The sequence below is a fragment of the Streptomyces sp. NPDC047072 genome, assembly GCF_040643855.1.
Classification (GTDB): Bacteria; Actinomycetota; Actinomycetes; order Streptomycetales; family Streptomycetaceae; genus Streptomyces.
In genome coordinates, this window is record NZ_JBEYVC010000173.1 from 1 (window position 1) to 22,261 (window position 22,261).

23 protein-coding genes and 2 pseudogenes are annotated in these 22,261 nt (G+C 68.5%); 2 read left to right on the forward strand and 23 right to left on the reverse strand.

Annotated features, from left to right (window positions below):
* Nucleotides 1-51: 51 nt before the first annotated feature.
* Both ABZ896_RS42870 and ABZ896_RS42875 read left to right on the forward strand, forming a co-directional pair.
* The gene (locus ABZ896_RS42870) at nucleotides 52-1,797 is read left to right on the forward strand and encodes a relaxase/mobilization nuclease domain-containing protein (RefSeq protein ID WP_360941319.1); all 1,746 of its coding nucleotides are present in this window, start codon (nucleotides 52-54) and stop codon (nucleotides 1,795-1,797) included.
* Between the two features lie 52 nt (nucleotides 1,798-1,849).
* Nucleotides 1,850-2,272 (forward strand): hypothetical protein, encoded by a 423-nt coding sequence (locus ABZ896_RS42875; protein WP_360941322.1) that lies wholly within the window; start codon nucleotides 1,850-1,852, stop codon nucleotides 2,270-2,272.
* A 263-nt stretch (nucleotides 2,273-2,535) separates the two neighbouring features.
* Here ABZ896_RS42875 and dgt read toward each other — a convergent pair whose 3' ends face one another.
* The 23 genes and pseudogenes from dgt to ABZ896_RS42990 all read right to left on the reverse strand — a co-directional run.
* The gene (gene dgt / locus ABZ896_RS42880) at nucleotides 2,536-4,044 is read right to left on the reverse strand and encodes a dGTP triphosphohydrolase (RefSeq protein ID WP_360941325.1); all 1,509 of its coding nucleotides are present in this window, start codon (nucleotides 4,042-4,044) and stop codon (nucleotides 2,536-2,538) included.
* Between the two features lie 44 nt (nucleotides 4,045-4,088).
* Nucleotides 4,089-4,364, reverse strand: a complete 276-nt coding sequence (locus ABZ896_RS42885; protein WP_360941328.1) for a hypothetical protein — start codon at nucleotides 4,362-4,364, stop codon at nucleotides 4,089-4,091.
* A 398-nt stretch (nucleotides 4,365-4,762) separates the two neighbouring features.
* The gene (locus tag ABZ896_RS42890) at nucleotides 4,763-6,508 is read right to left on the reverse strand and encodes a hypothetical protein (protein WP_360941331.1); all 1,746 of its coding nucleotides are present in this window, start codon (nucleotides 6,506-6,508) and stop codon (nucleotides 4,763-4,765) included.
* 173 nt (nucleotides 6,509-6,681) lie between these two features.
* Nucleotides 6,682-6,978 (reverse strand): esterase, encoded by a 297-nt coding sequence (locus tag ABZ896_RS42895; RefSeq protein ID WP_360941334.1) that lies wholly within the window; start codon nucleotides 6,976-6,978, stop codon nucleotides 6,682-6,684.
* Between the two features lie 128 nt (nucleotides 6,979-7,106).
* The gene (locus tag ABZ896_RS42900; RefSeq protein ID WP_053214963.1) at nucleotides 7,107-7,331 is read right to left on the reverse strand and encodes a hypothetical protein; all 225 of its coding nucleotides are present in this window, start codon (nucleotides 7,329-7,331) and stop codon (nucleotides 7,107-7,109) included.
* A 36-nt stretch (nucleotides 7,332-7,367) separates the two neighbouring features.
* Nucleotides 7,368-7,640 (reverse strand): DUF317 domain-containing protein, encoded by a 273-nt coding sequence (locus ABZ896_RS42905; protein ID WP_360941338.1) that lies wholly within the window; start codon nucleotides 7,638-7,640, stop codon nucleotides 7,368-7,370.
* Nucleotides 7,641-8,535: 895 nt separating this feature from the next.
* Nucleotides 8,536-9,417, reverse strand: a complete 882-nt coding sequence (locus ABZ896_RS42910) for a hypothetical protein (protein WP_360941341.1) — start codon at nucleotides 9,415-9,417, stop codon at nucleotides 8,536-8,538.
* Between the two features lie 491 nt (nucleotides 9,418-9,908).
* The gene (locus ABZ896_RS42915) at nucleotides 9,909-10,763 is read right to left on the reverse strand and encodes a DUF317 domain-containing protein (RefSeq protein WP_360941344.1); all 855 of its coding nucleotides are present in this window, start codon (nucleotides 10,761-10,763) and stop codon (nucleotides 9,909-9,911) included.
* A gap of 98 nt (nucleotides 10,764-10,861) precedes the next feature.
* Nucleotides 10,862-11,659 carry a winged helix-turn-helix transcriptional regulator gene (locus ABZ896_RS42920; RefSeq protein ID WP_360941347.1) on the reverse strand — a complete coding sequence of 266 codons (798 nt, stop codon included), beginning with the start codon at nucleotides 11,657-11,659 and terminating at the stop codon, nucleotides 10,862-10,864.
* Between the two features lie 31 nt (nucleotides 11,660-11,690).
* Nucleotides 11,691-12,173, reverse strand: a complete 483-nt coding sequence (locus tag ABZ896_RS42925; RefSeq protein WP_360941350.1) for a hypothetical protein — start codon at nucleotides 12,171-12,173, stop codon at nucleotides 11,691-11,693.
* Complete coding sequence (locus ABZ896_RS42930; protein WP_360941353.1) at nucleotides 12,170-12,979, reverse strand: hypothetical protein; 810 nt, start codon at nucleotides 12,977-12,979, stop codon at nucleotides 12,170-12,172. Before ABZ896_RS42930 ends, ABZ896_RS42925 begins: the two co-directional genes overlap by 4 nt.
* A 1-nt stretch (nucleotide 12,980) precedes the next feature.
* Nucleotides 12,981-13,592 (reverse strand): DUF4913 domain-containing protein, encoded by a 612-nt coding sequence (locus ABZ896_RS42935; RefSeq protein ID WP_360941355.1) that lies wholly within the window; start codon nucleotides 13,590-13,592, stop codon nucleotides 12,981-12,983.
* 96 nt (nucleotides 13,593-13,688) lie between these two features.
* Nucleotides 13,689-13,859, reverse strand: a complete 171-nt coding sequence (locus tag ABZ896_RS42940; RefSeq protein ID WP_360941358.1) for a hypothetical protein — start codon at nucleotides 13,857-13,859, stop codon at nucleotides 13,689-13,691.
* A 504-nt stretch (nucleotides 13,860-14,363) separates the two neighbouring features.
* Nucleotides 14,364-14,612 (reverse strand): annotated as a pseudogene (locus tag ABZ896_RS42945) (DNA cytosine methyltransferase); the annotation flags it as partial.
* Nucleotides 14,605-14,895 (reverse strand): DNA cytosine methyltransferase, encoded by a 291-nt coding sequence (locus ABZ896_RS42950; RefSeq protein WP_360941361.1) that lies wholly within the window; start codon nucleotides 14,893-14,895, stop codon nucleotides 14,605-14,607. The gene ABZ896_RS42950 and the pseudogene ABZ896_RS42945, both read right to left, overlap by 8 nt.
* Nucleotides 14,885-15,487 (reverse strand): hypothetical protein, encoded by a 603-nt coding sequence (locus ABZ896_RS42955; RefSeq protein ID WP_360941364.1) that lies wholly within the window; start codon nucleotides 15,485-15,487, stop codon nucleotides 14,885-14,887. Before ABZ896_RS42955 ends, ABZ896_RS42950 begins: the two co-directional genes overlap by 11 nt.
* Nucleotides 15,484-16,665: a DnaB-like helicase N-terminal domain-containing protein gene (locus ABZ896_RS42960; RefSeq protein WP_360941367.1), complete on the reverse strand. Its 1,182-nt coding sequence runs from the start codon at nucleotides 16,663-16,665 to the stop codon at nucleotides 15,484-15,486. Before ABZ896_RS42960 ends, ABZ896_RS42955 begins: the two co-directional genes overlap by 4 nt.
* Nucleotides 16,662-16,886, reverse strand: coding sequence for a hypothetical protein (locus ABZ896_RS42965; RefSeq protein ID WP_360941370.1), 225 nt, complete (start codon nucleotides 16,884-16,886; stop codon nucleotides 16,662-16,664). The genes ABZ896_RS42960 and ABZ896_RS42965 overlap by 4 nt, the downstream gene beginning before the upstream one ends.
* A gap of 111 nt (nucleotides 16,887-16,997) precedes the next feature.
* A complete protein-coding gene (locus ABZ896_RS42970; protein WP_360941373.1) occupies nucleotides 16,998-18,791 on the reverse strand; it encodes a TraM recognition domain-containing protein in 1,794 nt (597 codons plus the stop codon).
* Nucleotides 18,792-18,866: 75 nt separating this feature from the next.
* Complete coding sequence (locus ABZ896_RS42975) at nucleotides 18,867-19,577, reverse strand: hypothetical protein (RefSeq protein ID WP_360941376.1); 711 nt, start codon at nucleotides 19,575-19,577, stop codon at nucleotides 18,867-18,869.
* A gap of 18 nt (nucleotides 19,578-19,595) precedes the next feature.
* Nucleotides 19,596-20,042: a hypothetical protein gene (locus ABZ896_RS42980; RefSeq protein WP_360941379.1), complete on the reverse strand. Its 447-nt coding sequence runs from the start codon at nucleotides 20,040-20,042 to the stop codon at nucleotides 19,596-19,598.
* A 153-nt stretch (nucleotides 20,043-20,195) separates the two neighbouring features.
* Nucleotides 20,196-21,995 carry a hypothetical protein gene (locus ABZ896_RS42985; protein WP_360941381.1) on the reverse strand — a complete coding sequence of 600 codons (1,800 nt, stop codon included), beginning with the start codon at nucleotides 21,993-21,995 and terminating at the stop codon, nucleotides 20,196-20,198.
* Nucleotides 21,992-22,261 (reverse strand): annotated as a pseudogene (locus tag ABZ896_RS42990) (hypothetical protein); the annotation flags it as partial. The pseudogene ABZ896_RS42990 and the gene ABZ896_RS42985, both read right to left, overlap by 4 nt.

Here is a 22,261-nt window from a genome sequence, read left to right on the forward strand (position 1 = left end):
GGTGGCTGACCGGGTCGAGGCCGCGGCGATCGAGATCGCGCGGCGCTGACGGTGGTCCCCGACATCTCCACCGGCAGCCGCACGTACGGACTCCTCAACTACCTCTACGGCCCCGGCCGCCGCGAAGAACACACCGATCCGCACCTCGTCGCAGCCTGGATGCCCGAACTCGCCCCCGACCCCGGACGCGACCCGTCCGCCACGCTCAAGCAACTCACCGACCGACTCGACCTCCCCGTCCTCGCCCTCCCGAAGGACCGGCGACCGGCCCGGCACGTGTGGCACTGCCCCGTCCGCACCGCTCCCGGCGACCGCCGCCTCACCGACGCCGAGTGGGCCGAGGTCGCCCGTCGCATCGTCCACGCCACGGGCATCGCCGAACACGGTGACGACAAGGCCTGCCGGTGGATCGCCGTACGTCACGCCGACGACCACATCCACCTCGTCGCCACCCTCAAGCGCGAAGACGGACGTAGTCCCCGCCGCCACGAAGACGGCATCCGCGCCCAGGCCGAATGCCGCAAGATTGAGAAGGAGTTCGGCCTGCAGATCCTCAACGGCGGCGACCGCACCGCCGCCCAGCGCCCCACCAGCGCCGAACGCTCCAAGGCCGAGCGAACCGGCCGGGCCGAGACACCCCGCGAGACCCTGCGGGAGAGCGTCCGCCACGCCCTGGCCGGCGCCGCCGGCGAGGAGGAGTTCTTCCGCCGCCTCGCCGAGGCCGGCCTTCGGGTCGAACAGCGCATCGCCCCGTCCGGCGACACCCTCGGATACAAGGTCGCCCTCCCCGGCGACCGCAACCGCGACGGCGAACCCATCTGGTTCTCCGGCTCCAAACTCGCCCCGGACCTCTCCCTCCCCAGGATCCGCCAGCGCCTGGACGCCGGACGACCCGACGACGAACCCGTCACGGATCATGGTGACGAACGAGTACTTCCCCCGGCCCGCGCCCGGCGCCAGGCAGTCCCGGCCGCCGAACGAGCGGCGTCGATCCTCCATGGGGACGATGACGAAGACTCTGCCGCCCAACTCGTCGGCGCCGGCGAACTCCTCGACGCCATTGCCCAGACCGCCCCGGTCTCCACCCGCAAGGAACTCGTCGAGGCCGCCCGCGCCTTCGAACGCGCCACCCGTTCCCACGTCCGCGCCGAGCGGGCCGACAACCGGGCTGTTCGCGCCGCTGCTCGCGGCATCATCCGCGCCGGCAGCGCCCTCGGCAAAGGCGAAGACGGCGGCGCCACCGCGATGGTCCTGTCCACGATGGTCCTCGTCACCATCGCCGCCGCGCGCTGGCACTCCGCCCGTGGCCACGCCCAGCAGGCAGCCGCCGCCCAACGAGCCGCACAACACCTGCGCAGCGCCTACCGATCGGCCGCCACTGCTCCGATGAACACGATGCGCGAGCACGGTCGACGCCTCCCCGAACCCGTACGAGAGCGGTACGCCGGCACTCTCGAAACCGCCCTGCCCGACCAAGCCGACGCGATACGCCAGGAACCCGGCTGGGACGCCCTCGCCGCCACCCTGAACCAGGCCGAGCGCGCTGGACACGACCCCGAAGCCCTGCTTCAGCAGGCCGTCGAGTGGCGCGAACTGGAAACCGCCGACAGCGTCACCGACGTCCTCGTCTGGCGACTGCGACGCATCGCCAACCTCCCCGCCACCATGGCGCCACCGCGCGCAAGCACGGACACTCGGGCGGCGCAGTCACGCTCTCACCCATCCCTGCCACCGTCACCCGAGGCGTCGGCCGTGACCCACCGTGCGGACCCACACCCCCGAGGACCAAGGCGCTGAGCAGCGCAAAGAGCTGGACATCGACGGCCGGCGCCTGTTAGGGCTGGTTGACATGGAGAAGGAGACAATGCAGGTACTCGACGAAGGCCTCCACCCTCAGAGAACCGTTCTGCCGGAGACGGCCCTCGGTGACGACCCCCTGCGGCGCCTCCAGGAGGAGACACAACTCGGCGACGGCGCCATCGGCCTCCGCGCCACCACCCACCCCGAGGAAATCGTCATCACCGGGATCCCGGTGATGTGCCCGCGGTGCGGCGCCCGGCGCGACTGGATGGTCATCTGCGACCGCAACGAGCTCAGCATCCGCTGCCGCTGCGCACACCAGTGGGTCGAGCGCGAACTGACCCGCGCGGACTACGAGGCGATGATCGACGTCGGCGGCCAGGACTACCCGAACTTGGAGGCAGCGGCACAGGCCGCGGGTTACGACGGCACGCTCGCCGGCAGCTATCTGGCTGAACCCAGATCCGAATAGAGCGACCAAGCACCGTGGACGCCGCCCAGTGGCCTCTCAGACTGTAGCCGCGCAGTCCCCGCTCCATGACATGGCCGGTGCACTGGGGGATCCTACACATCGTAGTCGGGGACGAATTTGACGATGTGATCCCTTAGTGTGTCGTGGAACTTCTCCTTTAGCGCTTTAACCTGCTTGATGGCTGGCAGCATTGTGCTCCCACACTCGCCTGTGCTTCTTCAGATACCTCACCGAGCCAGGGCTCTGCCCGTTGCTAAAGATCTCTAGAACCATGAGCCGAATATGGAGCCTTGCGAAACACGTGTTCCCGACAGGCGCTCATACAGATTAATTGCCTGATCTTCTGTCAGTGCGCAGATATAGTCACACACCGCCCTTGCGCAGCGCTCTTCATGGGTTCGAGTAAATCCACTCTTTTTCTCGTGCCTCTCCATTCCGTTGTAAATATCATCCAGAAGTTCCGGTACGGGATGGTCGGGATCTCTATGGCTTCCATCGCGATGCTTCGCAAATATTTCCATCAGGTCGTCAAAGAGTCTAGAAACTATCCTCTGTTGACCCCGCTGAACCATCGCCAGGCTGGGGCGCCTAATAACGTAAAAGAAGGTGAGTTCTTTAATTACTTCGACCTGGTACTCGGCGACTTTATCAATGCAGACTTCCCACCCCTCTCCAACCCGCCTAACGGAGACGGAGTTAAAGAAGAAGGTGAGTAGTTCACTCTGGAATCTGTCCAGCACCTTTCGGTCTTCCCGGGTATCTCGCCAGCCGCGATCTGGCATCAAGCGCTTCAGCTCGCGGTACTCCCGCTTAAATGCTTCCTCATCAAATTGATCGTATCCTCTATTGCCCCTTCGCGATCGGGCGAATTCTAGGAATTCGTCGGCGCACTCACTCTGGAGCAAATGAAGAGGCATCAGGCCCCCGCGAAAATAGTCATACAGATCGTGAGTGACATAGGAAACGTCATCAGCCCAGTCCATCAGCACAGCAGCGACACAGCGCCTACCTGGTTCCACTTCGCCTTCTCGGGCGAATAGGAAATCTTTCTCTTCGCTCCTGTAGACACCCCACTTCCCTCCCCTGCCCCTAAAGGGCCAATCTCGATCCGCCGACTCTGACCCTTCCTCCCCTAGATATCTCGGATACTTCAACACGGAATTTAGGGTCGCCCGAGTTAGATCCAGCCCATAGTCGACATGCGCATGAACAGCAAGCTTTGTGAGTGCCCGAAAGGTCTGGGCATTACCTTCGAAGCCCCCATATGAAGACATCTTCCTAGATAGGATCGTTTCCGCCGTATGTCCGAAAGGTGGATGGCCGATGTCGTGTGCGAGACCGGCAGATTCGACGATGTCCGGGAAACCGCTCTTGCCTCCAGGGATGTATTTAGCGAAATCCCGATCTTGACAGAGCCGCTGAGCCATTCGGCGTCCCACCTGTGCGACTTTCAGGCTATGGGTAAGCCGGTTATGCAGAAGGTGATGCTCTCGGACTGCAGCGACTTGCGTAATGCCCGCCAGCCGTCGAAATGAAGACGAATACAGTATCCGATCCCGATCGCGCTCGAACGGCGAGCGTGGGTCAGAGCCCTGAGATTGGTAATGCATTCGAGTAGCGTGAAAGTCCGTGTCCATCTTGAGAGGCATCTCCCTCTCCACTTCCCAGCCGCTCATCCCTGGCAAACTCTCGGCAGAGATTTCCAACCCGAATGCGATCCAGTGCCCCCATTCACCCGGAAGGGCACTCTCAACGTTCACGGGTGGAGACATCGGAAAATTTACCCGAGAAGCTCCGATGATCCCGCTGCTTGAGTTCAGGCCGACTTCACCTTGTCCCGAACCGGAACACCGCCAGGAGTCTTGTGGTTTGGAACCAAATAGGCCACGATCGCCTGCGATGCAACGCCGATCAGCGCGATCCAGATCTCCTTGTTGAACTCCCCCGCGACGATCAAATTGATGACCCAAGCAGCTAGCGCGGTAGTGAGAGCAGCCCACCACTTCTTAGTGGGAAGTCCCCACCACTTGGCCTTATGGGTTCGCTTCATCGCGACTTTCGGTTTCGCAGCGTCGCGGGTTTCTTCCGCCATGGCTCACTCCACTCTTCGCAGCGGGTTGCGTAAGCCCAACGTCCAGCTACTGCTTATGGTACGCGCATGGATTGAACGAGCAAGTTGGCTCGAACCTCAGCCAGTTCTAGAGATCTTTAATGGCTGGGGTTAAGCGGGTTGCAGGTCGAGCGTGGCCTTGGCTTTGAGGCCATCGATGAGACCGGGGCGGTATTGCATCCGTTTGAGCCGGGTCTTCACCAGTGCGGTGAGCTGAAACCTCCGCCGTTAAAGATCGGATCGGACACCCTGAATCGGTGAAACCTGCTGTCTGATCACGACTTGATACGCTCCCAAGACGCACCTCAAGTAGGCTTAAACGTCGGCAGAATGGGATGCGGGACGCCCAACTCACCGGGCTGCTCGGTGACGCCGTCGCCTCACAGGTCAGCTTCGGCTCTGTGAGCGTTGCCGGGCGCCTCGCCCTTCCCCCCTGCCTCGACGGGTGCGTAGCGCCGCCTTTGGAACTCATCGCGCTCGACGTCCGGGATCCTCATTGATTCGGCGAGCACGGCGGCGAACACGTTCACTTGAGCGTGGTTGGTGTCTCCGTGGAAAATCCACCTGATGTTCTCGTCACGCGTGATGAGGTCGATCGCCAAGCGCTCGCTTCTGTCGTGCGTGGTCGCTACTCGGACGTATCGCACCCGGTCGATCGGGATGCCCTCACGGATCTCGCCTTGTTCAAGGAGCGCGCTCGTCTTGGCTGTGATGATGCGTTGATCCGTGACGACGACCAGGGTCTTCGCCGTCGCTTTGTCCCTCGCCGCCGCCAACTTCTCCTTCGCTCCGCCGAGGATCGTGGAAATCGGACCGAGAGTCTCAAGCTGATCGGGGAAGCCGAGGGCACGTACGGTCTCACCGTCGTCAAGGAACCATCGCAGGATGCGAAGGTACGGCTGAAGGTCCAGCGATTCGGATGCGCAGACGATGCCCGGAGCCTCAAGCGGAGGTGCCGGCGGACGCAGAGCATCGGCAAGAGGCTGGATCGCCTCCAGAAGGCGGGCCGAGGTTTGGCGGGATGTAATCGAGTCCCTTCGCTTTCCCGGCAGTGACAGCGTGTCGCGTCCGGGGAGTTCGGCGATGATTCGTAGCTCCCGCGTCAGCGAGTCGACAAGGCTCGCCGTCTCGGCGAGAGCGGAGTCGAGCTCTTGGCCGGTCCGGCGCACAATGTCGTCGACGAGCAGGGCCTCACCCGCGTCTTCGGGCCCAGCGGCTCTCGCCCGTGCGGCGTGGAGCGCCTGATATCCAGTCCATGCTTTGACAGAGGACAGGAGAGCGTGGGCGTCGAAGAGGATTGCCTCGGCGTGCATTTCGAGATACTCACGGCGGGCACGTCCATCGAGCTGATGGATCTGCCGGATGTGATTGCCGACGTTCAGCCGGTACAGCTCACGCTGAGTACGCAGGTCCGCCTTCCTACCCGCGATGGTTTCCCACAGGGACGTGGGGACCGATCCGACCTCTCGCGCCTGTTCAACCACGTGATCGACGGTAGCAACGAGCGCCGTCAGCTCGGCCCACTGTCTGTGGCGGACGGTCGTGAGTACCTGGCTTGTCAGCGCGATGTTGGTCCTGACGAGACCCGTGACCTCACTCAGCTGCATCTGAAGGGAAACCATGGCCAGCGCCGGCCCGAGCGCGGCCGCGGTCTGAGCCGCGCTTACCGCAGTCACGGGGATGAAGCGGGCCTGAGCGACGATGCGGCTGGAGGAGAACACTGCTCCGAGGTTCGCGCCGTCCTTGATGGCGAGCGTTCCGCCGGCCTTCAGCAGGGCCTGTGTCGCGTTGCTGAGCCTGTAGAGCCCCTGCGCGCTGGCGAATGCAGTTCCGAGGTTGCCGGCCACGGTCGCGGTGTTCCCGAGTGAGGCGAGGACGGCGGAGAGCTGCTTGCGGTCGGCGGACGACACGATCCCGAAGTCGATCAAGTCGGATCTGAGTTCCGCCGGGACCTCACCGAAAACGACAGCCACTCCTGGGAGTACCTCCGCCAGGACCATCGATGCCGACGTTGAGTCGATGTCCGAGTCGGGTGTTGGACCGTCCACAGCAGGTGAGCCGACGGTATGGCTCCGGCCGTTCTCCTCAGGCTCAGCGATCTCCATCGAGTCCGAAGGGTCCTGCATGCCATCTCCTCCCCCGCGAGAGCGCGCAACGGCCAGACGTCGTCGGCGTTCACTGCCGAAGTCTACGGTTCGACGTTCTGCGGTTTTGCCCCGATCCACCGGGCTGAGTTCCAAAGCCACCAGGGCTGCCCCAATCCTGGGGCAGCCCTGGGAAGTTCGCGGGGCACGGCTCGTCAGCGGGGCGCCAGGTGGTTGGCGAGGTGCAGCGCGTCGGTGGCGACGGACAGCGCGGTGTGAAGTCCGATGACCTCGTGAAGGGTGGGGTGCACGACGCCGGTCCAGTCGCCGTGGAGGTCCGGCCAGCTGGCGAGGAGGACCTCTGCCGAGGCCAGACGGAGGTGAGCGGTCACATCCATTCCGTCTCCGAGGCCGGGCTCCCAGCTGAGCAGGATGGAGCCGGGACGGAGAAGCTCGGACTTCAGGTCGCGTATCCACACCGTGTGGATCGGCTGGGCGGGATGAGGCGGCACGCAGCGGAGGAGAGCGCCGCACACCGACCGTGGCATGGGGCGATGGACCAGGTCGCTGAGGAGCAGGTGGTGCGAGGAGCCGGAGGAGTTGATCGGGGGCGCAGTGGGCCGTGTCCGCGGGTGGCACGTCATACGTCGGCCCAGTCCAGCTGGTTGCGGACGGCGGGTGGCAGTACGCCCTCCTGGCCGTTTTCAGCGATGTAGACGGCTCCGGTCGCCCCGGTGATCTCCATGGTGCGGCCGATGCGGTGGGCGTAGGGCCAGTCGGGATTGATGGCGAGATACACGGGCAGGTCGGGGTCGAAGGTCTGGAGCTGGTGAACCAGTTGGCCAACGGTGATCTCGGAGGGCAAGACGGTCTCCTTAGCGATGAGGGTGCGGAGCAGGCGTTACACGCAAGTGCAGTAGCGGGTGGGGAAGTTGATCAGAGCGGCGAGGAACCCGGCGACGGCCTGTGCCGGGGTATCCGGTCCGAAGGTCTGACGCCAGGCCCTGGTGCCGCTGATGTCCGTGACGTGGATGTGCCACAGCTCGCCGCGCGCTGCCTCACGGCTCTCGGGGAGAAAGCCCACGTACACGCGTCGGTCGGGGCTGGAGCAGTGGACGTTGCAGTCCAGGTCGGCGACGACGTCCCATCCCTGGGTCTTGAGAAGGTCGGTCACGGGTCGGGCGCAGTGGCATTCGAGTAGCCACTCACGCTCGCCGAGGGCGGGTGGAGGAAGCTCTGCGAGAGGCCGGAACATGGTTGGGGCGGTGAGCGTCACAAACAGAGAACCCTTCGTTGACCTGCGGTTTTTCCGGGCTCCCGTACGTTGACATGGTCTCGCGCTGTGTTTCCAGTCGTTGTCCGCGGTGTGCGTCTGCCGTGGGCGAACTGGCTCACCGCGACGACTGGTGTCAGCCGAACGCGGAATGAAGCGGCCGCCCCTGCAGCTGCTGTGGGAGCGGTCGATGGTGGGGTCGGATGGAAAGAGGGGGACGAACTGGCTCGAGCAGCGACGAGATTCGCGCGCACGACGAGTCTGTCGACGATGTCGAGGCGGCGTCGTTGGGCCGGTCCCGGATAGCTGATGGGCGGCAGATCGAGCTGAGTGTGGGGGAGCTGGCTCGGCTTGTGGACGCCGAGACCGATGGAGTGCCGTGAGCGGACCGAAAACGAGTGGGCCGGCGTCGGCTAATGCCGCTCAGGGCGAACCGTGTTGTGTGGAGCGCCGGTGTACGCAGGGGCTTCGGCGCTCGGCGACGAGGCTGTCGTCTGTACGCGACGACGGCGGGTTACCCGCAGTTGGAGGCTTGGCTTGCCCCGGGCAGGGGAGTGTGGCCCATGGCGGAGATCGCTCCCGTCGTGTCGGCAGCCGACGCGGTCACGCCCAGCTCCGCAGTGATCTCGGCGGCCGTCCACCCATCTGCACGATCCCCGACGGTCATGCTCTCGGTAGGGCGCCTTCGACGGCTTTCGCGGTGTGGCGGACGGCACCAGCGTCGGTGAGGAAGAGGGACGGACCGGCAGCAGACCCGATGGGCACTCCGCCCACAGTTGCGGCACCTCTCGGCTGTTCAGTGCGTGTGCCCGCCTGACCGTCCCACTTCGCCAAGGTCGGGGGGCTCGTAGTAGTCGACATCCGTTTCTGTGACACCAACGTCCCCCACTTTGATGTGGGTTCGGTAGGCGTCGCGCACTTCGGCTGCGGTAAACGGCTGGAGTCCGTCTCCTCGCAGGCGCCAGCCGTAAACGCGGTCCTTCAGGCCTGGGGCGCTGGTACGCATGACGAGGCCCCCGGCCTTGTGTGCCGCGATACCGAAGGCGAGAACCGTGGTGAGTTCCAGCGCCTCGGTCTCTTCGAGTTGCAAGTCGCCGTCGGTGTGCAGGCCGACGACGAGGGTTTCGGGTACGGCGGAGACACGACACACGAGATGGTGGTCGCCGGGGGCCGCGGCGCTAAAGATGCACAGGAGGAGTTCCGAGGCTCGGGCGAGAGCCGCACGACCAATGTCCTTTCCGCAGGTTGCGCAGGGGCCTATGTGAGAGAGGAACTCGGATGCGTACTCCTGGGTGACCTGGCGGACGGACCTGTCGATGAGGTTGCGGGCGAGCTCGGCCAAAGGCTGGCCCTCGTAGGGAAGAGTGGGGCCGGTGACGGCGACCTCGGCGGTGAAGCGGCTGCGGCTGGCCGGGGCGTCGAGCGCGAGGCCGGCATCGGCACAAAAGTCGGCGTATTCCTCAGGGTCGAAGAGAGCGACGGTGGTGTGGCTTCCCTCACGCGCGCGACTCCGGAGCAGGGCTTCCACTTGCCGAAGATAGGACTCGTATTCGTCGAAGACGAAGGTGCGGTAGCGCCGCATTGCGGTGAAGTCCTGCTCGTCGGTGAGCAGGCCGATGGTGACGGCAGCTTCGCGGCGCAGGGCCCGTCCCATCGAGTGCTGCGTGGTGTCTGCCATGGTCGGTCCCCTGCGTGCGACTTATAAGGGTCTGGATGGTTTCGAGGTCTTCTGGGCGGCTGGTGAGGCGCATTCGGAATCCGAGTCTATTGATCCAAGTCCGAGAGCAGGTGCAGCCCCGGGGCAACGAGCCCTGCGACGAGGACGTGTACAGATCGTCCTCATCTTGCAAGGGGGCGGCTCTCCAGGAGTGGGGATCGTCAATCTGTACAGGCAGATGGCACCCGGCTGGCTTACTTCTCGTCTGGGATTCTTACCGCCTTCGGTATCGCTGGCTCCTTTAGTCCACGGTCCCCGTACGAGATCGTCAGCCTCGCAAGTGATTCCACGTAACTTCTGGTTTGTCGTTGTGGACGGCGAAGCCGTGGTAGAGGGGTGCGAGGGGCAGGGGCGCCGGTGACGGTGTAGCGGCCGAGGCAGAACGGGGAGACGGACAAGTCCCCCTCGGGAGTGGTGATCGACGCGGTGGGACCCCGGGCGGAGTGCGGGGGTCAGCGCTGCCGTCGGGAGCCGACGTGCGTGGCGAGCGCGGTCGGCGCGGCCGGAGGCGGAGGTACGTGCGTCGCCTGGGCCTGTGTGCTGAGGGCGAGCGCCACGGTGGCCCGCGGGCCGGGCCCGGTCGTGTCCGAGCGGACGATCGAAACCAGCGAGCGGTGCCGGTCAGGGATCTGGTCCAGGACGCGCGGCACGGGGGTGGGGTCCGTGAACAGGGCGGTGGAGGCCGTGATGAGGTGCTGGGGGGTGTACCGGCTGAAGAAGGCCTGCCAGCTCGGCGTGTACACGGGGTCGGGGCCGGCTGACATGCGCCATGTCGACCTCGCGGGCGTGAGCAGCTCGTCGTACTCGTGGAGCCAGCCGACGCTCATCTGATATGCCGCGTGGCCGTCGGGGGAGACCGTACGGAACGGTCGGGTCCCGTGTACCGGCTCCCACTGGTGCCGCGCGGTGAGGGATGCGGGGCTAGTGCCCGTGAAGCGCCGGCCGCCGCTGAGGTAGTCGGCGAAGTTGTTGTGCAGTCCGTCGACGAGGGCCCCGGTGAAGGCGGCGACGATCTCGTTGGGCGTGTTCCGGTCGAACGTGGTGATCCAGTCCGGGACGCCGAGCGGGTCCTCGGCGTAGGAGATGGTCCAGCCGCCGTAGAAGCTCTCCACGGCGTTGGCGACACGCACGCGCTGGCACGGGCTCGTGTAGTACGTGTCGGTGCCGAAGGCGATGGTCTTGGTCCAACCAGGAGCGGGATCAAGGCTGTTGAAGACGCTGCTGCTGTCGCCGGGGCCGGCTAGGTAGCCGGGGCCGACCAGGACCTCCGCATTCGCGTCGAGGGTGGGGGGATCGAGGCTGGGCATAAGCGGACCTTCGGGCGGCGGGGCACGGGCTGTTGAGCGGCTCGTGTGGGGGCACACGGGTGTGGTCGGGTGGTGGAGTCTCGCTCTGGGCGCCGGAATCACCTGGTTCGGGACGGGTGGGAAAGTGCGGTGACGTGTGCCGGGACACGTGGTTGAGGTACGGCGACGTGCGAGAACAGCTCGGAAGAAGCCCCGGGACTGCGGATCACGGCCGCGCTCGCCCGTGCCGCCTGCTGAGTTGTCAGGCTGTCCTGGTCCAGGAGAGTTGTCGCCGGGTGCACCGCTTTGCGGGCGAACTCCGCGAGTTCGGCGTAGACAGGCGTGAGTGCGCGGGCCGCGGCGGTGAGGGTGTATTCGGAGCCTCGGCCAGACAACGGGATGACGCGGGTGATGAGCTGGTCGGTCTGGAGCTGCGTGATTCGGTAGTGGAAGGAGCCGGTGGCGAGCGCGGCTTCGTCTCGAAGTGCACCGTGGGGAAGGGGGCCGTGCTGCGCGAGGGCGTGGAGGAGGCGGATCGCGCCCTTCCCGCGCAGGATGCCGAGGGCGTCTTCCACACGTTCCGCCTCGGCGAGCGCCCCGGCACCACCAGCGAGGTGGGTACGGTGCCAGTCCGAGAGCGCACGGTGCGCGTGTTGTGTGTCGCGGCCGAGCGGTGTGAGGTCGTACACGCCGAACTTGGGCCGTTCCAGGAGGCTGCTCGTCTCCATACGGCGCACGAGTTGGGCCATCGCGCTGGCGCCTACCCACGGAAGCGCGGCGTTGATGTCTGCCAGGCGCATGGGGCCGTGCTGCTGGACGGTCTGCAGGGTCCAGGTTGTCCAACGAGGCGAAAGACGGGCGACGGCCTGTACGACGAGTTCGGCGTGACGGGTGGGTGAGTTGGTGAGGTCTGGCACGGTGGGGTTCTCCGAAGGGGGTCGGGCGCCGTCAGCGGGAACGCGCGGTGCGTTCTGACGCGGTGCGGGAGCTGGTGATCGTTGCCGCTGGTTGCCGGATAGGCGTGACCGCCTGCCCGCCGCGGTGCTGGGGAGAGCGCGCCATGGCGGCTTGGGCTCGCCGGTCCTGCGGGGACGTGGCGGTGGCCGCCCGTTCGCGTTCCAGCCGGAGGGCTGCGGTGCGGTAGGCGGCCTGGTCCTGGCGCTCGCCGACCGCTAGGAGGTAGATCTCCCGTTTGTGCTGGGAGGAGGCGGGAGCGTCCCGGTACTGGATGACCAGCCGCCAGCGGGTCTCCGGGTCGACGTAGACCTTGTGGCAGCCCGCGAGTTCGCGTTGGAGGGCGGCGCCGCGTTCGTTGCCGTGGACCAGGTGCTGCAGTTCGAGCAGGGCCAGGTCGCGGATGTCCTCGGGTACGGCGCGCAGGTCGGCGAGGGCCTCGGGGTGGGCGGCGAAGGCGTACCGTGCCCGACTCATCGTGTACCCCCACGGGAGCGCGTCGGGGCAGGTCCTGCCGCTGGCCGCGGTGGCGATACGGGTGCCGGAGGGAGGGCGAGGCCGTCGCCCGTGACCGTGGAGCGGGCGCGGGCTGCTGATGTCCGGCGGCCGGCGGCGCCTTGCGGGGCGGGCGCCAAGGGGAGGGGCGACTCCCGCTCCATGACCCACGTATCGGCCTCTTCGGCGCTGGTGAAGGCGCCTTCCCGCACGGTGTACGAGCGCAGGTCCTTGGTCGTCTCTTCGAGGAAGAGTCGATACGGCGCAGGAGCGGAGTCCTGGTGGCTGTCGTAGACGAGGGTGCGCACCTCGACGCCGAAGTCGAAGGAGCACGGGTTGTCGGTGTAGTGGTCGAGGACCTCGTACCGGTCGCCGGGGTTGGTCCGGAGCAGATCCTCAAGGCGTGCCGTGAGCCCGTCGGCCGGGCGGGGACCGTGTTGGTTGGACACCTCGGCGAGTTCCGACGGGCAGCCTCGGCGGATCAGCCAGTTCTGCGCCAGCGGAACGACGGGGTGGCGCTCGGACGCGAAGTCGAACGTGCCTTGCTCGACGTCGCGGGCGATGTGCAGCGTGACGTACGCCGCCGTCCCCGGGACGTCCCAGATCGCGGACCGGTCGTACATCAACAGGTGGCTCTCGCGGCCGTCAGCGCTGTGGTGCTCGGAGAGGGGGACGAACTGGTCGTCCGAGAACGTGACGGAGGAGAAGTCGTCCTCGATCTGCGCGGTGGCGGCCTGGAAGCCGTCGAGCCGGTAGTCCGGTGTGGAGGGTTCGTAGGCGTCGGCCATCTCAGACTCCGGCGGGCTCGGGCGAGGCCAGCAGCCGGTGGTGCGGGCGGGCCGCACTGGTGGTGCAGGCTCCGAACGGGCCGTCAGGAGTGCGGAGTTGGAGCAGGGCCGGGTCGAGGTGGTCGCGGTGCCAGGTGGACGGACCGGTGAGGCCGGCCTGGACGTCGGTGAGTTGCTGCCAGGCGAGCCAGAGCGTGTGCAGCCGGGCCACCGCCTCGGGATGCTCCTGCCACTGATGGCACCACGGGCGGCCGGTGGTGATCTCCCGTCCGTAGACCGGCAGGAGCAGGTTGTGCACCCAGTTGGTCAGCGCGGCCAGTTCCACGGCGTACGCCTGGGCGTCGAGCGCCAGGATGAAGACGGAGGCCGGTCCGTCGTCCTTGGCGTCCTCGGCGTTGGCTCCGGCCGGGGCGGGGGCCGACGCCGGGCTTTCAGGGCGCTCGGGATCGGCTGGTTCGCCGAGTTGTGGGGCGAGCTGGTCGTCGGTGAGCCGGGCGAGCGTCTCACCCTGCTTGCGGCTCTCGGCGACGAGCCGGGTGACCGTGGCGGCGAGGTCGTCGAGGTCGTGGTCCGGTATGCGCACCGGCTCGCTCTCGTGGGCGGGTTCGGACATGGCTACCCCTGGTGCAGGTTCTGGTGGGTGGGGTGACGAGGTTCCGGAGAAATGGGGGTTTGGCCCGGCTGGGAAAGCGGGTGTAGAAGGCCCAGGTCAGCGCGGCGTGCGATGGCTGCACACGGTCCCGGGCGGTGCCAGGATCTGCAGGGCACGGGCGGCCTGCTGGGGCACAACTCCGTTGCCCAGAGCGGTCAGTTGGGCGGGGCGGCCCAGCCCCGGCGTGCCGGTCACCCAGCCGGGCGCAAGGCCTTGCATCCACTCCACGAACCGCGGGCTGAGGCGGCCGGCGTCGTCGGTCGGCCGAGGCGCGGGACGAGTGACCCGCTCCCAGCGGGTGATCGCGGCGGCGTACGGACCCCAGATCTCGGCCCGTCCCCCGTGGCCGACGGATCCCCGAACAGCGGCAGCGACTGCGTGAGCGGAGTGCTGCCCATCGAGCTCTTCCGCTGCCCGGCCGTGCGTGTGGGCGTGGCATCCGGGGCGGGCCGCAGGCGTGCCGCCGCCGAGGGCAGGGTCAAGTCCCCATTGCCGTGGCGCTGGTTGGGCGAGCCCTTGGTTCCGTCCGAGGCCTTCGGGGTGGGCAGGAGCCACTCGACCTCGTCCGCCAGGTTCGGGCCGTGGCCGCCCTGCTTGCGCTTCGCCGGGTGCTGGCTGCCCCCGTTGGCCCCCAGGTTGCTGGTCGGGGTCTTGAGCAGCGGTGATCCGTCCGGAGGGCCAGGCGGCGAGGAAGATCCGCTCGCGGCGGTGCGGGGCTCCGACGTCAGCGGCGCGAAGCACACACCAGCGCGCATCGAACCGGATGTCGGCCAGGGAGCCGAGTACGGCACCGAGTGCGCGCACAGCAGGCTGGCCTGCGCTGTCTCCCAGACACCACGGGCAGAGTTCCACGTCGCCAGGGGAACCGGCGGGCGAGGTGAGGAGCCCCCGGACATTCTCGATCACCACCAGGCAGGGGTTGAGGGCTTCGATGGCGCGGACGACGTGGTGCCACAGACCGGACCGCGTGCCATCAGCCAGTCCGGCGCGACGGCCGGCGACCGAGACGTCTTTGACAGGGGAACCCGGCCGTCAGGACGCACACCTCCGGGACTTCGGCCCAGTTCACGGTCGTGATGTCGCCGAGGTTCGGCACGGCCGGCCAGTGTCGGGACAGGATCCGGGCCGCTCCCGGATCGATCTCGGCGTGCCAGGCGACGGTTCCGCCGAGCACTGCCTGGACGCCGAGATCCAGACCGCCGTACCCGGAACACAGGCTCCCGATCGACGGCGGAGTCTCCGCCGAGGTCAGGTCAGCGGCCATGGCGGGGCGCCGGGGTGTAAGCGAGCCGTACCGGACCCGGGGCGGGCGGTTCCACGGGCAGGCGGTAGATCGAGTTCGTCGGTCGTGCGGAGCGGCTCAGCGCGGCGAGAACACGGGGCGGGGTGCCGTCGATCCGGTCGGCGGCGCGCCGCAGCGTGACGAAGGTTTCCTGCAGCGAGTCCACCGTGAGGTCCAGCCGGTCCTGCGTGACGTCGAACGCGGACTGGCGGGCGTCGCGCAGATTCGCCGAGGCCGGGGCTTCCGCGTACCTGCGCAGGAATCCGAGCTGTTCGAAGGCTTCGGTGTAGTTGTTCATGGCGCGTCCCGCCGGGGCGGACGCGCTGGTGTAGGCGTCGATGACCGGGCCGAAGTCGAGTCCCGGGTCGTGGTCGGTGGCGCGGAAGAGGACCTCGTCGGACAGGTCCTTCACGAGTCCTGTCAGCGTGCCGAGGTGATGGGATGCGGTGGCGAGGTCGGGCAGGGTTTTGTGCGTGTACGACCGGATCACCTCAGTTCGGAGCTGCTCGAACTCCAGGGCCAGCGCGTACAGTTCTTCCTTTTCCAGGCCCGCTCGGCCGGTGTGGTCGGTCATGACGGACTCCGATGGTTGTGCCGGTCGGGAAGCGCGGCGCACGAGGCCGCGACCGGCGCCGAGGGGGCCGGGGCGGCTGGAGGGTGGCTACGGGCTCGGGCTGCCTCGATACGGGCGGCAGGCGGCGACGCACCCGGCCGACTAGTTGGCCGCTGTGGCTCGGGGCCGGCTTCGTGCGTGCGGTGCAAGCGGCGGCGTACGTCGTCCAGGGGGCCGAGAGCGTGCAGGGCGTAGCCGATCAGCCGTCCTGGGGCCAGGGCTTCGTCGTCGGCGAGTGCGCGCACCTGTCGGGCGACGGCGGCGGCTGTGCGGACGAGCGAGGCCTGGACGACCTGCTCGCCGAAGTGTTCGGCCACACCGGAGAAGGACAGCGGGTCGCAGATCCTGAGGACGCGTTCGGCGCTGAGCGTCCCGTCGGACAGTGCGCCCCGGCGCTGGGTCTCCCACAGCACGGTCAGCTGGTCGATGGGCTCGCTGCGGTGATGCAGTGCGCCCAGGGCGCGGTAGATCTGCTGGTGGCCGATGTCCGCGAAGTCCCCCGGACGCAGCCAGTCGACGACGTCGAGGAGTTGCTCGGGCCGGGCGCTGATGCACCCGAGGAGGAACTCCTCGTCGGCGAGGACCTGTTCGTCGACAGCTTGCGGCTGCTGGGCGGGCGACGTGATCGGCTCCGGGGGCGGTACCGGTCGCGGCTCGGTTCCCCACCGGTGGGCGAGATCGGCGAGCACGTCGGACAGGACCTGGGCGTGGTGGACCGTCTCCTCGACTCCACCGCGGACGGCGTCGGCACGCGCGGCCTGGTGGAGGCGGATGGCGTGCTGGGTGACGCTGCGGTGGATGGCGCCCTCCAGGACCATCCGCCCGTAGACGGGCGCATGAGTGGGGCGCGGACACGCGGAGATCAAGGAGTGGGCGTACGACGCGGTCAGTCCACGGGTCCGGGTGCCGGCCTCCCGCACCGTGTCCGTCACCCAGGACAGCGGGATCGGGTCTCCGCTCCTTGCCGCTGTGGCCGGGTGACCGTCGGTGTGGAGCTTGAGCATCGCGGCGTAGAGGGCCGCGTGTATCGGACGGTAGAAGTGATCGGGTCGCAGCCAGGGCGAGAGCTGGTCGAGTTGGCCGGGATCCAGGAAGACCGAGCCCAGCACCGCCTGCTCGGCTTGCATGAGCGGAGTCACGGCTGGTCCTCGCGCTCGGTGCGCAGCTTCGCGACGGCGCGGTCGGCGGCGGCCATGTCGGCGGCGAAGCGGTCCAGCTCGCCGGTGAGGCCGGGGCCCGAGGCGGGCGTGGCGCCGGCCGGGGTGACCAGCCACCAGCGACCGTCTCGGCGTACGGCGGGAGTGCCGGCGAGCCGCTCGGACGGGCGGACGGATGCCCAGGTTGGTACGGGGTGGGACACGGGAGCACCTCAAGAACAAGGGGGTGGTCGAGCAGTGGCTCGGGGACGCGACGGGGGACGGGGAACGCCCGTGCGTGCGTCTCGTGCGCGCGGCGTGCCGGGCCGGGCCGGTCATGCCGCCGGGCCGAAGTCGTCGCGGTGCAGCTGCTTGGCCAGCGCGCGCTCGGTGATGGCCGCGGTCGCCTGAGCGGAGGCGGCACCCAGGCGGACGGCGTCCGGCTCGCGATACCAGGGCTTGAGTTCCAGGAGGGCGGGGCGCACGCCGGTGGCCAGCAGCAGTGCGGAACCCTTGGGCAGGGCCCGGATCGCGTCGGCCGGCAGCACGCGCTCCTGACGCGTCGACACCGACGTGGACTTGCCCGACTCGCCGGTGGACACGGAGACGGTGCGTACGTCGTGGTCGCCGACGAGGCGGGAGAGCTTGTCCGCGAAGTCGGCGTCGTCGATGCCGGAGCCGACGAGCTTGATCGTCGCGGCGGACCACAGGGCGTCCATGCCGGCCTCGCCCCACACTCGTACGCCCTGGCGGTAGGACTGCAGGATCGTGATCGGGATGACGCCGCGAGACCCGAGGTGGGAGTAGAGGTCCGGCAAGTCGGAGATCTTGCAGACGTTGGCGGCCTCGTCGAGGATCGCGAGCAGCGGGGCGTCGAGGCGCCCGCCGTCGCGTTCGGCCTGGATGACGGCCGCGCGCATCACCGCGTCAGCGGCTGCGGCGATGATCGCCGAGGCGGAGCCGCCGCCGTCCTTCGACAGCAGGAACAGGGTGTCCTTGCTGGTCGCGAACGCCTCCGGCTTGAACTCCCGTACCTTCTCAAGGCCGTTGGGAGGGGTGACCCAGGCGGCGATGCCCGGGTCGAGGAGGCAGCTGGCGTACTGCCGGGCGGTCTCGAAGATGCCGTCGCGGGTCTCGACGGCTCCGGCCACGGTGCCCTGGAGCTGGGCGGCGACGCCGTCGAGGCCGGCGTCCTGGAGGAGGTCGATGGGGGTGCGGTCGGCGGGGGACGCGAGCCAGGCCAGCACGTCAGTGATGGGCCGGTGGTCGCGGGCTGCGGCGAGGAACAGCGCGGTGAGGGTGTTGGCGGCGGCGGTGGACCAGAAGTCGCCCGCGTTGGACTCGTCCACGGAGGCGGTCACGAAGTGTCCGGCCAGCCGCCGGGCACCGGCGAGATCGTGGGCGTCGGCAAGGATGTCCCACCACATGGTCTGCGGGGCGTGGGCGATCTGCTGTGGATCCAGTGTCCACACCGTGCCTGCCCGGGAGCGCTCGTCGAGCGTCGCCGTGTAGGCGTCGCGCGCCGCCTTGTTCGAAGTCAGCAACACCGCGCCTGGGGCGCGCAGGATCGCGGGGATCGCGAGTCCGGAGGTCTTCCCGGAGCGGGGCGCCATGATCGCGAGGAGCACGTCCTCCCAGGAGGAGCGGACCTCGGAGGCACCCGGCTTAAGAGTGCCGAGCAGCACGCCGCGGTCGTCCGGCTCCACGTCCTTGGGCTTGGTGTCCTTCAGGCTGGGGCGTAGGTCGATCGCCTTGGCAGCGCTCTTGTTGGGCAGCAGGTCGGCCAGGTCCCGCCGGTCGGCCAGTCCGCTGGGGCTGCGGCGAAGGCGCAACCAGAGCCGGGCGCCGACGACGGCCGTGGCGGTGAGCACGGCGGCGGGCAGCAGATAGCAGCCAGTGACGATGGCGGACTGAGGCAGGTGTGGCCAGGCCTGCTCGGGGTGCAGGATCGCGTTGGTCGGTTGGAAGGCGGCCCACGGGTCGGAGCCGAGGATGGCGTTGGCGAGATTGCCGAACAGCCAGGCCAGAGAGCCTCCCGCCATCCCGAGACCGGCGATGCCGATCAGGAGGTAGAGGAGGAAGTCGGTGCCGGTGGTGGTCGAGGGCGAGCTGGTACGCGGAGATGACAAGACGGGATCCAGAGGGGTGCGGACCTACGGGTGGCGGCGAGTCGGCGAGGTGTTCTGGAGGTCACGAGCGGGCTCCTAGCGGGTGCGGCGGTGAGCAGGCGGGTCCGGTGCGGGAGGCGGTGCGGCGGCGGGTTGGTCGGAGCCCCCTGCGGTCGGTGCCGCGCTGCGGGTGGGAGCCGTCGAGTAGTAGCGGGCGACACCCTCCTGCCAGCTCCGCTTCGCGGGACCGAGATCCCGCATCCGGTCGCTGGCGGCATGCAGGTCGGTGCCGAGCTCCCTGACCGCCACGGCGGCATCTTCGAAGAGGTGCGACAGCTCCCATCCGACCTCCGTGTCAGCCGTGTTGGCCTGCACGGCGGCGGCCTCGAAGAAGTCGCCGAGACGCACGAGGAGGCCGTCTTCCGGGTCCAGGACCTCGTCCACGATGTCCGCCGCCGCCTCGTAGGTGGCCGAGCCGTTCAGGTGGTCGGCGAGCGTGAGGACGCTGTGCCCGATGACCCGATCACCAGTGGGGTCGGTGGGCGTGGTGACCCGGGTGACGTCGAGGCCGGGATCGAGTTCGACCCGGTAGCCGACCGCGGTGAGCATCCGGGCAGCATGGCTGGCCATCTGGTTCTCGCGTGCTTCGCCCATGTCCCAGGGCAGGCGGTACCAGAAGGAGCGCGGCGTGGTCACAATGACGAAGCCCGCGCGCTTGAGGAGGGTGACGGCCAACGCGTCGCCGCCTTCGGCGATGACGTTCCCGTCCGGCTCGCGTGTGATGACCACATCGGGTGTGGTGGACATTGGGGCCTCCGGTCCGGGCTAGAAGTGCGGGTTCTCGGTCGGCCGGTCGCTCGCGGCGGCGGCGTCCAGCAACTCGGGTAGGTCAGCCGGATCGGCGTCACGCTGATCCAGCCACCACCCCGCACGCGTCAGTGGCCGTACGGCCTCCTCGACGGCCTCCCACTCCGCGTCGCTGATGGTGCCTTCCAGGACGAGGGCGGCGTAGGCGGCGGAGACGAGCTGGTGCCGGCAGCGGGTGCCCCAGGCCACCGCGCGGTCGGTGCCGTCCAGCGGGGGCATCCGGTACCGCGCCGACCACTCCTCGGCCTCGGACTGCTCGGCGGCACGTTTGGCGGCCAGCCACTGCTCCGTCGAGGCGGAGTCGGTGTCGCGAGCAGCTTTCCAGCAGTCGGTGCAGTCCTTCTGGGCGAGCCAGCGGGCGAAGCCGGTACGGCGGTCGGCCGGACGGTTGGACAGATCGTGCATGACCTCGTGACCACAGGTGTGCTGGACAGTCCACGTCGTAGGGACCCCCGGGGAATTCCGTTTGATGGGCGTTACGTTCGAGGTCGGGCTGCTGGTCTGGGGCTTCAAATCGAGTGCCTTTCGTTGGCGGTTGGGGTGGTGGCCTGCGTCGTGTCAGCGTGTCCTGCGGATGGCGTCTGTGGCCGCCGTGGCGATGGCGGCGGGAGCGCTGGAGGGCTGGGGCAGGTGCAGCAAGGTGGTCCCCGGCAAGTGCTGGGACTCCGTGGTGAGGGTGAGCTGGAGTACGGCGCAGCCGGCGGTCGTGAGCTGCTTGACGCGGGTGACGGCAGAAGCGGTTTCGTCGCTGCCGTAGTGGGCGTCGGTGACGATCACGAGGAGGCGGCCGGCGCCGGGGCGGCTGAGTTCGAGGCCGTGGTCGAGTGCGTCGATGGCGTCGCCGAGGTTGTGGTGGCCGCCGTTGGCATCGAACGTCGTCACGCGCTCTGGTGCTCGGTGGGTGGGCCGGGTCAGTGCGGTCAGGTGCTGGTCATAGGCGATGGTGGCGGTGAGGGAGTCGGGGTCGGTCAGGGCTGCTGCGCGTGCCACGATCCAGGCAGCGGAGGCGACGGGCGCGCAGGCGGCCCGCATGGAGCCGGAGACGTCGACGGCGATACCCACACGCAGCGGTGGGGAGGGGGAGTTCCGGCGGCGGGTGTGGGTGAACGGTTGTGCGGTGGGGACCGACCCGGCCGCGCGCTGAGCGTCGCGGGCGAGGGCCGCGCGCATGTTGAGGCGGCCGGGCGGGGTGGGGCTGGTGGTCCGCTCCTCGGTCCGCTCGCGGTAGGCGGCGGCACGCAGGGCGCGGCTCAGGCGCGCGGCGGCACTCTGCTCGGCGGCGGTGGGCCTGCGGGTGCCGGTGACCGGGCTGCCGTAGGGCGCCGGTGTGCCGTCAGGGGTGACGGTGGTGCCACGGGCGTTGAAGACCGACTTGGCGGTGGCGGCGGCTTTGCGTCGCTGGCCGGCCCGCTGGGCGCGGTCCTGAGCCTGCGCCGTGGACTGCGCGGCCATGGCGTTGGTTGCTGCGGCCTGTGCCGCGAGGTCGGCGGCGTCGGTGGCTGCCGCGTGGTCCATGACGGCCCCCACGGCGCCGGACAGCAGATCGGTGAGGTTCTTAGGCACGGGCAGGGCGGGGGCCGCGGTGTCCAGAGCGTCGCACCATTCTTGACCGTGCGCGAGCATGGTCGTGGCGTCGTGGTCGGCGCACTGATGGGCTGCCCTCCAGATGCGGGTGAGCGTGGCCAGCAGGTTGGCGCCCAGCACCTTTTCGCACAGATCGGCGACGACCCTGCTCTCGCCGGCGTCCAGGATGCCGACGTCACGGCGGCCCAGGACCAGGGCCGCCACGGCGGCGGCCTGCTCGATGCCCTTCAGGGTGGGGTGCGCGATGTCGGGCATCACCAGGGTCCGGGCACTGGTACGCAGGTACGTGCGGTCCGTGGGCCGCCTGGTCAGGTGTGCGCCTTCGACACGGCTCTCCTCCAGCAGGAGCGCGGCCTCGACGACACGGGGGTTCGCTCCGGCAGGCTGCGTCCAGACGGAGTGGGCCGCGTGCGCGGCCTCGTGGACGAACACTCCCCAGGCGGCGGGATACCGCTCCTCGTCGCCCACGATCCGCGGATGGATTTCGTGGGGCTTCAGCGGGGCGAACAGGCCGGCGTCGAACTCGACCTCGCCCAGAGTGGGGAAGAACGCGGCCGGTGCGCCGCTGCGCGTGCCGGGGCGGCAGGTGACGAGGAGGTCCTGGCGGCCGGAGAGGGTGACCAGCCGGTCGCCGAGTTCGGCTCCCACGCGCAGCCACAAGTGCGGGGAGGAACGGGGTTGCGCGGGCGGGGCGCCGTCGTCGTCCCATCGCGCGAGGTCGGCGTCGTCGTCCCGTGTGGTGGCGGGGGACTGGACGTGGTGGTGGGCGCTCATCGCGAGCGGCCCCGGTGCACGGAGCCGATGCCGGCCGGGGACTGCCGGACGGCCGAGGCAGGGAGCTGCTTGCCGAGGGTGAGGGGCGCGACCTCCTTGACGCCGACAGCCTTGATGACGGCAGCGGCGACGGCGTCGCGATCCTCCACAGGAGCGATGCCGACCAGGTTCGCGAGCGCGGCTTTGGTGCCGAGGACGGCCTCGGTCTTCTGGTAGCTGAGCAGTTCCCGCAGTTGGGGGGCCCAGCCCAGCTCGCCGAGTTCGAC